Source organism: Rhodococcus sp. KRD175 (assembly GCF_017168275.1).
Lineage (GTDB): Bacteria > Actinomycetota > Actinomycetes > Mycobacteriales > Mycobacteriaceae > Rhodococcoides > Rhodococcoides fascians.
This window is the reverse complement of sequence record NZ_JABFAQ010000025.1, coordinates 51,619-62,206: the sequence shown is the minus strand read 5'-3', so window position 1 is coordinate 62,206 and position 10,588 is coordinate 51,619. Positions and strand designations below refer to the sequence as shown.

Genomic DNA, 10,588 nt, shown 5'->3' with positions numbered 1-10,588 from the left:
ATCGGGATGTTGTTGGCCGCCGATTCGACGTCGAACTTGTTGAGGAACCACATCCGCTGTTGCGCCAGTGACAGCGGAATGTGCTGCGGACGCTGCTGCGGTACCAGCGGCGGCCTGCTGCCGGTGGCGACCAGGGTGCCCAGTCTGGCTGCGAGGTCGGCCACCGAGGACGCGTCGAACAGTTCGCGAACGGCGATCCGGGTGTCCAGCGCGACGCCGAGTCGGGACACGAGTTGCGTTGCGATGAGCGAGTTTCCGCCCAGCTCGAAGAAGTCGTCGTCGAGACCCACGCGCTCGACGCCCAGCACCTGGGCGTACACCTCGGCGACGGTGCGTTCGATGTCGTTGGTCGGTTCGCGGTACTCGGTGACCTCGAATGCGGGGTCGGGCAACGCCTTTCGGTCGAGCTTTCCGCTGGCGCCGAGCGGGAACTCGGGCAGCACTATCAGTGTCGACGGAACCATGTACTCCGCCAGACGGCCGCGTAGCGCCGACAGAACGGCTCCGGTGTCGACCGACACCCCCGTAGGGACCACGTATCCGACGAGTTGGTCGCGGCGGACCACGACTACGGCTTGAGAGACCGACCGCTGCGCGAGCAGCGCCGTTTCGATCTCACCCAGTTCGATGCGCAGGCCGCGCAACTTGACCTGGAAGTCGGAACGTCCGACGTATTCGAGCTCGCCGTCGCGATTCCAGCGCACGACGTCGCCGGTGCGGTACAGCCGCGCGCCGCCATCGGCGAACGGGTGAGCGACGAACCTGTCCGCGGTCAGGTCGGGGCGTCCCACATAGCCGCGCGCGAGCTGGGTGCCGGCGAGATAGAGCTCACCTGCAACACCGACCGGGGTGGGATGCAGTCGCGAATCCAGTACGTAGACAGCGGTGTTCCACACCGGAGCACCGATCGGCATGACGTCGGAGTCCGAATCCGTGACCGCGTGGTACGTCACGTCCACGGCAGCCTCGGTCGGTCCGTACAGGTTGTGCAGTTCCACCGACGCGACCGCACGCCGCAGTGCGCGAGCGGTGGTCGGTGGTAGCGCCTCGCCGGAGGCGAACATCAGCCGGAGCGAGGCTCCCGCGCTGCGACGCCGCTCGACTTCGGGTACGAACACCGACATCATCGACGGCACGAAGTGCACCACCGAAACGCGTTCGCGTGCAATGACATCGAGCAAGTAGATGGGATCTCGGTGACCGTCGGGAACGGCGATCACCACCGAGGCACCGACCTGAAGCGCCCAGAAGAACTCCCACACCGACACGTCGAAAGTGGACGGCGTCTTCTGCAGCACCACGTCGCGTGGAGTCAGGGCGTATTCGCCCTGCATCCACAGCAGTCGGTTGACGATCGCGTCGTGCGACACCCCGACACCCTTGGGACGGCCCGTCGAACCCGACGTGAAGATGACGTACGCGAGGTTCAGCGAACGCAGTGGGGCGCATCGGTCGCTGTCGCGCAACGGTTCCGAGGACAGGTTCGAAGTGTCGAGCGTGTCGATGTCGATCGTGTCGACGTCGGGGAATTCGACGTGATCGCGCACGGTGGACAACACCCGGATCGGTGCCGCGGTGGCCACGATGTAGTCGTTGCGATCCGCCGGTTGGGTCGGGTCGATCGGCACGTATCCGGCCCCGGCCTTGACGATCGCGTACATGCCGACGAACAGGTCGAGGCTGCGGGCGATCGCGAGGCCGACCAACGTGTCGGGCCCGACGCCCAGCGAGACCAGATGGCGCGCAAGACGGTTGACGCGTGCATCGAACTCGGCGTACGTCAGCCGCTCACCCTCGAAGACCAGCGCAGTTGCGTCCGGGGTCAGGGCGACCTGTCGGTCGAACAGGTCCACCAGAGTGATGTCGGCGGGGACCTCGTGTTCGGTGTCGTTCCATTCGGCCACCACGCGGTCGTGCTCGCCGTCGTCGAGCAGATCGATGTCGCCGACGGCCACCGACGAATCGGCCACCACGGCCGTGAGCATCCGTACGAACCGGTCGGCGAACCCGCGAACGGTCTCGGCATCGAAAAGGTCTGTCGCGTAGGTCAGTTCGGCGGCCATGCCCTGTCCGCGGCCGTCCAGTCCGATCGACTCGGTCACGGTGAGCTGCAGGTCGAACTTGGCGATTTCGGCATCGAGGGCGACGCTGTCCACCGACAGGCCCGGCAGGTCGACGTGTGTTCGGGTGAGGTTCTCGAACGAGAGCATGACCTGGAACAGCGGGTGTCGAGCTTGCGACCGCGACGGGTTGAGGACCTCGACCAGACGCTCGAACGGTAGATCGGCGTGGCCGAAGGCTCCGAGCGCGACTTCGCGCGCGCGGCCGATCTGTTCGGAGAACGTGCGTCCGGAGTCGATGTCGGTGCGCAGAACGAGCGTGTTGACGAACATGCCGACGACGTCGTCGAGCGCTGCGTCACCGCGGCCGGCGACCGGAGTACCGATGGCGATGTCCTCGGTGCCCGACAGTCGGGCCAGAAGCACGGCCAGTGCGGCGTGGACGACCATGAACAGCGATGCGTTGTGGGTGTGCGCCAGAGCGGACAGGCCCTGGTGCACATCGGCAGGCACGTCGAATCCGATGGAGGAGCCCTGGTAGGACTGGCGACTGGGGCGCGGCCGGTCGGTCGGCAGATCGAGCTGGTCGGGTAGGCCGGCGAGGATGTCGGCCCAGTAGTTCACCTGACCGGAGATCAGCGACTGCGGATCGTCCTCGGAGCCCAGAACCGAACGCTGCCACAGGCTGTAGTCGGCGTACTGCACTTCCAACGGCATCCAGGCCGGGTTCTCCCACGCGGTGCGCGAGGCGTAGGCGATCATGATGTCTCGGGCCAGCGGTCCCATCGACCAGCCGTCAGCCGAGATGTGGTGCACCACCATGGCGATCACGTGTTCGCGTGGGCCGATCTCGAACAGTCGCGCCTGGATCGGAACGTTGACGGTCACGTCGAACGTCGTCGACGCGAGCGCGAAGACCTGTCGCTGAATGTCGGCTGCCGAGGTCGGAATCGGCATCAGGTTCGGCACCGTCTGAGCGGCGTCGAGAATGGACTGCTGCGGTCCGTGCGCGGTGTCCGGATAGACGGTGCGCAGCGACTCGTGCCGGTCGATCACATCCATGATGGCGACCTGCAGCGCGGCGACATCCAGGTCGCCGGTCAGCTTCAGCGCGAACGGAATGTTGTATGCGGCGGAGTCGACGTCGAACCGGTTGAGGAACCACATGCGTTGCTGCGCAAGAGACAACGGGATGCGCTCCGGACGGACGGTCGCGACGAGTGCAGTCCGGCCGCCCTCCCCCGCCGCCTGTTCGACGCGCACCGCGAGCAGTGCAACCGTCGACGCCTCGAACAGCATGCGCACCGGCACGGTGGCGTCGAGCGCCACTCCGAGCCGCGAGACCACCTGGGTGGCGATCAGCGAGTTACCGCCGAGCTCGAAGAAGTCGTCGTCCAGTCCTACCCGCTCGACGCCGAGGACCTCGGCGAAGACGTCGGCGACGATCTCTTCGATCGGTGTCGTCGGTGCGCGGAAATCTCGCACCTCGAACACCGGCGCAGGCAGTGCGCGCCGGTCCAGCTTTCCGTTGACCGTCAGCGGAATCGTCTCCAGCGCAACGAACGCCGACGGAACCATGTACTCCGGCAACAGTTCGGCGATACCGGTTCGCAGATCTTCGAGGTCGAGGGTCGGCCGACCGTTCGCCACCGCCGAGACCACGTAGGCGACCAACCGGGCCGCCCCGGGCGAATCCTCACGGACGACGACGGCGGCCTGGGTGACGGCGGGGTGCGCGGTGACCGCGGCCTCGACCTCGCCCAACTCGATTCGGAAGCCGCGCACTTTGACCTGATCGTCGGAGCGGCCCAGATATTCGAGTTCGCCCGACGCGTTCCACTGCGCCAGATCGCCGGTGCGGTACAGCAACGACCCGGCATCGGAGCCGGAGGCGAACGGATCGGCCACGAACCGCACCGCGGTGAGCGGTGCGCGTCCCAGGTATCCGCGCGCCAATTGTCCACCGGCAACGTACATCTCGCCGGGCACCCCGACCGGGACCGGATGGAGCCGGGTATCGAGAACAAAGACGCGCAGCCCTGCGATCGGCTTGCCGACCACCGATGCGGTCGTTGCGACGGACGCCGAGCCCAGCGCCTGATACGACACGTGCACCGTGGTCTCGGTGATGCCGTACATGTTGATCAGCTGCGGTGCACGATCGCCGTGCCGCTCGAACCAGCCGCTCAATCGACGCTGTTCGAGGGCCTCGCCGCCGAAGATCACGTAGCGCAGAGACAGCTCGGTGCCGGTCGACGCCGCCGTGCGATCGGCCTCGGACAGTTGGTAGAACGCCGACGGAGTCTGGTTGAGCACCGTCACTCGTTCGTCCACGAGCAGCTGATGGAACGCCTCGGGTGAGCGCGAGGTGAAGTAGTCGACGACCACCAGAGTGCCGCCGTACAGCAACGGACCCCACAGTTCCCACACCGAGAAGTCGAACGCGTAGGAATGGAACATCGTCCACACGTCGTCGGCTCCGAAGCCGTAGACCGCATCGGTGTTCGCGAGCAGCCGAACCACGTTGCGGTGCGGCACCAGAACACCCTTGGGGCGACCGGTCGACCCCGAGGTGTAGATGACGTAGGCGACGTTGGTGGGGCGAAGCGGGCGAATGCGATCGGTGTCGGTCACCGGTGCGTCCGAGATCGACGACAGATCGACCGTGTCGATGTCGACGAACGTTGCGCCGATGCGGGATTCGACGTCCGCGGGCAGCTCGATCGGGTCCGTTCCCGAGAAGAGAATCGATGTCGGACGCGCATCGTCGAGCATGTACTCGACGCGGTCCAGCGGGTAGCTCGGATCGACGGGGAGGTAACCGCCACCGGCCTTCACCACCGCGACCAGCGCGACGACGAGTTCCGCCGACCTCGGTAGGGCGACCGCGACGAGGCTCTCGGGGCCCACGCCGTGCGAGATCAGTACGCGAGCAAGGCGATTGGTCCGAGCATCGAACTCGGCGTACGTCAGCGACGTGTCGCCGAAGCGCACGGCCACTCCGTCCGGCTGTGCCGAGGCCGCAGCGTCGAGCAGGTCGATCAACGTCACGTCGCGAGAGACGTCCGGCCCGGACACGTTCCAGGTGGACACGACGGACTCGTATTCGGCGGCGTCCACGATGTCGACGTCGCCGACCGGAACCGACGCGTCGGTGGTGACTGCGTCCAGAATCTCGAGGAAGCGTTGCGCGAAGCTGTCGACCAGCTCGGCGTCGAACAGATCGGTCGCGTACTCGAACACCGCATCTATACCCGCGGCAGTTCCGTCGACCTGATGCTCGGTGAGCCACAGCTGGAGGTCGAATTTCGCTATCGGGACGTCGAATTCGGCGGCCACGGCGCGGAGCCCGCCGACGGTGAGTTCACGAGACATGGCCGATTCCAGGGAGAGCGCTACCTGGAACAACGGGTGCCGTGATGTCGAGCGGACCGGATTGAGAACCTCGACCAGGCGCTCGAACGGAACGTCGGCATGCGCGAACGCCGACAGGTCCGTGTCGCGGACGCGAGCGAGCAGCTGCTCGAACGACAGTGCCGGATCGACATCGGTACGAAGTACCAACGTGTTGACGAACATTCCGACTAGGTCGTCGAGTGCAGGCTCACCGCGACCGGCCACCGGCGCGCCGATGGCGATGTCGGTGGTGCCGCTCAGTCGAGCCAGCAACAGCGCGTACGCCGACTGCATCACCATGAACAGCGACGAGTTGTTCGCGCGGGCGAGATCGGCCAGAGCACTGTGCAACCGGGCCGGAATCTCGATGCGCAGCTTGCTGCCTGCGTTGGACGACACGGCGGGGCGAGGCCTACTCGACGGCAGCGCCAGCTGATCGGGTAGATCCTCGAGTGTGGCACTCCAATAAGCGATTTCGCGTGCAGCGAGCGAATGCGGATCGGTTTCGGGACCGAGTACCGCACGCTGCCAGAGCGCGTAGTCGGCGTACTGGACCTCGAGCGGCGTCCACTCGGGAGCACGGCCCTGTATCCGGCTCGAGTAGGCCAGCAGGACGTCGCGCGCCAACGGTCCGAAGGAGGCTCCGTCGGCAGCGATGTGGTGCAGGACCATCGCCAGTTCGTACTCGGTGGGCGACATCTCGAACAGCGCGATTCGGAACGGCGTGTCGATCGTGACGTCGAAGCCCTGGGCCACCAACTCGTGCAGTCGGCCACCGAGCTCGTGCCGTTCGATGCGGATCGGGGTGATCGTGGCCGGTGTCCTGGCCGCGTTGAGCACGACCTGCTCGGGCGATCCGTCCACTTCCGGGTACACCGTGCGCAGCGTCTCGTGTCGTTCCACGACGTCCGCGAATGCGGCCGACAGGGCACTCACGTCGAGTGGACCGCTCAGATGGACCGAGAACGGCAGGTTGTACACCGCAGTGGCCGGATCGAACCGGTTGAGGAACCACATGCGTTGCTGTGCAGGCGAGAGTGGGATGCGCTCGGGGCGTTCCCGGGATTCGAGGATCGGGGTGTCGGATCCGCGGCCGGCAGCCGACTCGGCCCGGGCAGCCAGTGCGCCGACGGTGGGGGCCTCGAACAGCTCGCGCACTCCCAGGCGTACTCCGAGTGCGCCGCCGACTCGTGTCACCAACTGTGTGGCGATCAGCGAGTTGCCGCCGAGCTCGAAGAAGTCCTCGTCCAGACCGACCTTGGACGCGCCGAGCAGGTCCTCGTAGATTCCGGCGACGACGTATTCCGCGCGGCTCTGCGGTGCTCGGTACTTCTTGGCGCTGGTGAACACCGGCTCCGGCAACGCTTTTCGATCGAGCTTTCCGCTGGTGTTGAGCGGCAGTGCATCGAGCACGACCACTGCTGCGGGAACCATGTAGGACGGCAGCGCATGCCCGGCGAATTCGATGGCCTCGGCGGAGTCGATGGACTTCCCCGGCCCGGCGACGACGTAGGCGACGAGTTGGTCGCCGGTGACCGTCTGCACGACCAATGTCACTGCCTGCGAGATGGATTCGTGTGCGAGCAGCACGGTTTCGATCTCGCCCAGCTCGATGCGCTGGCCACGGAACTTCACCTGGAAGTCGGTGCGTCCGATGTAGTCCAGCACTCCGTCGCTGCGCCACCGAACGAGGTCGCCGGTGCGATACATCCGCTCTCCGGCGTCGCCGAAGGGGTTGGCCACGAACCGATCCGAGCTCAGGTCGGGGCGACCCACGTAGCCCCGCGCCAGCTGGACGCCCGCGAGGTAGAGCTCGCCCGCTTCTCCCACCGGAGTGGGTCGCAGCCGGCTGTCCAGTACGAAGGCGCGGGTGTTCCACTCGGGCACACCGATCGGGACGGTTCGCGTGTCCTGTGGGCTGCTCTCGTGGTACGTCACCGAGACCGCCGCCTCGGTGGGACCGTAGAGGTTGTGCAGTCCTGCGGCGCAGACGGATCGGAATGCTGCTGCCGTCTCGACCGGAAGCGCCTCGCCGATCACGAAGACGTGACGCAGCGAAGCACAGGTGTTGGCCGGCGCGTTGGCGACGAACACGGTCAGCATCGAGGGCACGAAGTCGGTGACCGTGACGCGATGCTCGGCGATCCTGTTCGCCACATAGACCGAGTCGCGATGCCCGTCGGGGGTGGCGAGCACCATCGTCGCGCCCACTCGCAGCGGCAGGAAGAAACCCCACAGCGAGACGTCGAACGTCGTCGCCGTCTTCTGCAGATAGACGTCGGTGGTATCCATCGGATACTCCGCCAGCATCCACTCCATCTGATTGTGGATGGCGGCGTGCTCCACGGCGACGCCCTTCGGGCGGCCGGTGGAGCCGGAGGTGTAGATGACGTACGCGGTGTTCGAAACACGAAGCGGCGCAATCCGTTCCGCGTCTCCGACCGGAGCGGACGACCGGGCGGACAGGTCGACCAGATCGACGGCGACCGTCTCGGTGCCCTCGGGCAGCGACACGTCGTCACGCGACGAGATCAGTACGCACCGAGGCTGCGCGGAATCGAGGATGTAGGCCGTGCGTTCGGCAGGATGATCCGGGTCGATCGGTACCCACGCTCCGCCTGCCGCCACGATGGCGTACATGCCGACCACGAGATCGAACGAGCGTCGAATGGACAATCCGACGAGAGTCTCCGGGCCGACGCCCATGTCGATCAGATGGCGAGCGAGGCCGTTCACCCGCGCCGACAGTTCTCCGTAAGTCAGGACGTCGCCCTCGTACACCAGAGCCGTGGCGTCGGGACGAGCTGCCGCAGCAGCCTCGAATGCGGTGAGCAGAGTGCTGGGCGTGGTCTCGTGTTCGGTGTGGTTCCACTCGGAGACGACCAGTGCGCGCTCGGATCCGTCGGTCAGAGCCAGGTCCCAGACGAGGTCCGTCGGGGCTGCTGCCACGAAACGGCTGAGGAAGTCGACGAACCGCTCGTGATTGCGGCCGGACTGATCGGGGCCGTAGAGGTTGGGGTTGGACTCGAAGTCGATGTGGGTCGTGGCCCCGGCGACGCTCGTGTAGAGGTTCAGTCCGAAGTCCTCGATGAGGCCGGTGGAGAGGATGTTGATCCCGCCGACCATCGATCCCAGGCGCACCTCGCCGAAGAACAGCATGATGTTGACCCAGGGACCGAAGAACGCAGCTTGACCGCTTGCGCCGCCGGCGTCGCGGCGAATGTCCTCGTGCCGGTACCGCTGGTGGCGCAGTGCACCGGAGACTTCGGCGTTGACGCGCGCCAGCATCGTTTCGACGGTGGTGTCGCCCGAGACGTCGAACCGCAGCGGCACCACGTTGGACACCATGCCGCCGGAGCGGCGCAGAACCGCGGTGGTTCGCGCAGTCACCGGCAGTGACAGCACGACGTCCTCGCGGCCGGTCATCTGGGCCAGATACGCCGCGAACGCGGCGATGACGATGGTCGCCATCGTCGTGTCGGTCTCGGCGCGCAGGGCATCGAGACTGCTCATCGTGTCGGTAGACAGAGCGGTGCTGTCGATCTGACTCTTCGGGGCCGGCGGAGCGGTGTGTCCGGCGAGGGTGGTGACTCCGTCGATTCCGTCGATCCGCGACGCCCAGTATTCGCGATCGGCCTGAAAGCGGCTCGAATCGCGGTAGGACATCTCGATGTCGTAGACCTTGGTCAGATCCGAGGCCAGGTTCTTCGTCGGTTCGGTGCCCTCGACCTCGGACGTGTACAACTCCGCAGCGCGGTTCATGAAGGTCACGGCACCGAAGCCGTCGAGAACGACGTGGTGCACGCGCTCGTACCAGAACCAGACATCGTCCTCGATACGCAAGACGGTGGCGGCGATCAGTCGATCGCGAAGAATGTCGATCGGAGCGCTGTAATCGGCGTGCATCCACTCGAGGGCGGCCGCGCGAGGGTCGTTCTCGCCGCGCAGATCCACCAGTCCGAGCGAGTCGTCCAGGGTGGGGTCGACGATCTGTCGTGGCTCCGCGTCGATCTCGGTGATACGGACGAAACCGGACTGCAGTTCGAGGGCTGCGCGCGACGATGCGCGCCGCAACAGTTCGACGTCGAGATCACCGCGCAGCTCGACGTACTGCGCGATGTTGGCGGGTACCGAGGGGTCCACGTGCTGCGCGAACCACATCCCCAATTGGGCCGGTGACAGTGGGAACGAGGGATGCTGCCGACTGTCGACTCCCGTGTCGTCGTCTCCAGCACCTTCCACACCTAGCGGGTCCAATCGATTCCTCTCTTTCCCACAATCACACGCGCCCCCACCGGCCGCCGAAGCGGCGGACAACGATGGGCACCGAACACATCGAGCAAGCTGACTACGTCGATCTCTATTTTCTCACCATGAACAACTCGGAAGTTACCTTTCAGTACTTATCCGTCGAGATGGGCCGGACCGTTACATGCCCAGCACGCGTCGAGAGCACCCGCCCCCGTACGTGCAGAACCGGTGGCTGGATTCGGCACCCGGCCAATCTACAGGCCCTCACGCGCGGAGTTCGTCGGTTGTCACGCCGTCATGTCGAAAGCGGCAATCACCTTGGTAGGTACCAAACGAACGATCAATTCGCCCGGAACTCCATTGCGTCTGCCGAACTCCTCCCCTCTGTCGCGGCCCATGTACCGCGCTCCGATCTCGGTGGCCGTACGCACCAGTTCTCGGGGATCCTCGTCGATCGAGGCAACGCCCTGCACCTGCACGAACCCGTACGGCGGCTCTTCGAGATCGACGGTCAACACGATCCGAGGGTCTCTGCGGATCGCTCGCCCCTTGGCGGTATCGGCTCCGGTGTTGAACACGATGGAATCGTCCTCGACGACAAACCAGATCGGGGCGACCAGGGGCCGTCCGTCCGAAGCGAGGTAGCCGACCTTTCCGGTGCGGGTACCTGCCGACAGAAACTCTCGCACGCGTGGATCGGTGAAAGACGTCATCGACGTCACGCTACTCGGCCGGACCGACAGGTTCACGTCACCGACGAACTCGGCCAGGACGTGCCGCTCGATCGACGATGCTGTGCCGGGCACCGTCCGCATATCTCGCGCGTCGAATCGACGATCTCCTGCACGAGATCGCGGAGGGGCTTCGTCGATACGGCCCTC

General features: G+C 65.8%; 1 protein-coding gene and 1 pseudogene. Both read right to left on the bottom strand.

Annotated elements, in window-relative coordinates; translation table 11 throughout:
* Positions 1–152 precede the first annotated feature (152 nt).
* Positions 153–9,617, bottom strand: a pseudogene (locus tag J1M81_RS27075) (amino acid adenylation domain-containing protein); the annotation flags it as partial.
* 377 nt (positions 9,618–9,994) lie between these two features.
* Positions 9,995–10,420 (bottom strand): PPOX class F420-dependent oxidoreductase, encoded by a 426-nt coding sequence (locus J1M81_RS24080; RefSeq protein WP_027496298.1) that lies wholly within the window; start codon positions 10,418–10,420, stop codon positions 9,995–9,997.
* Positions 10,421–10,588: the final 168 nt, after the last annotated feature.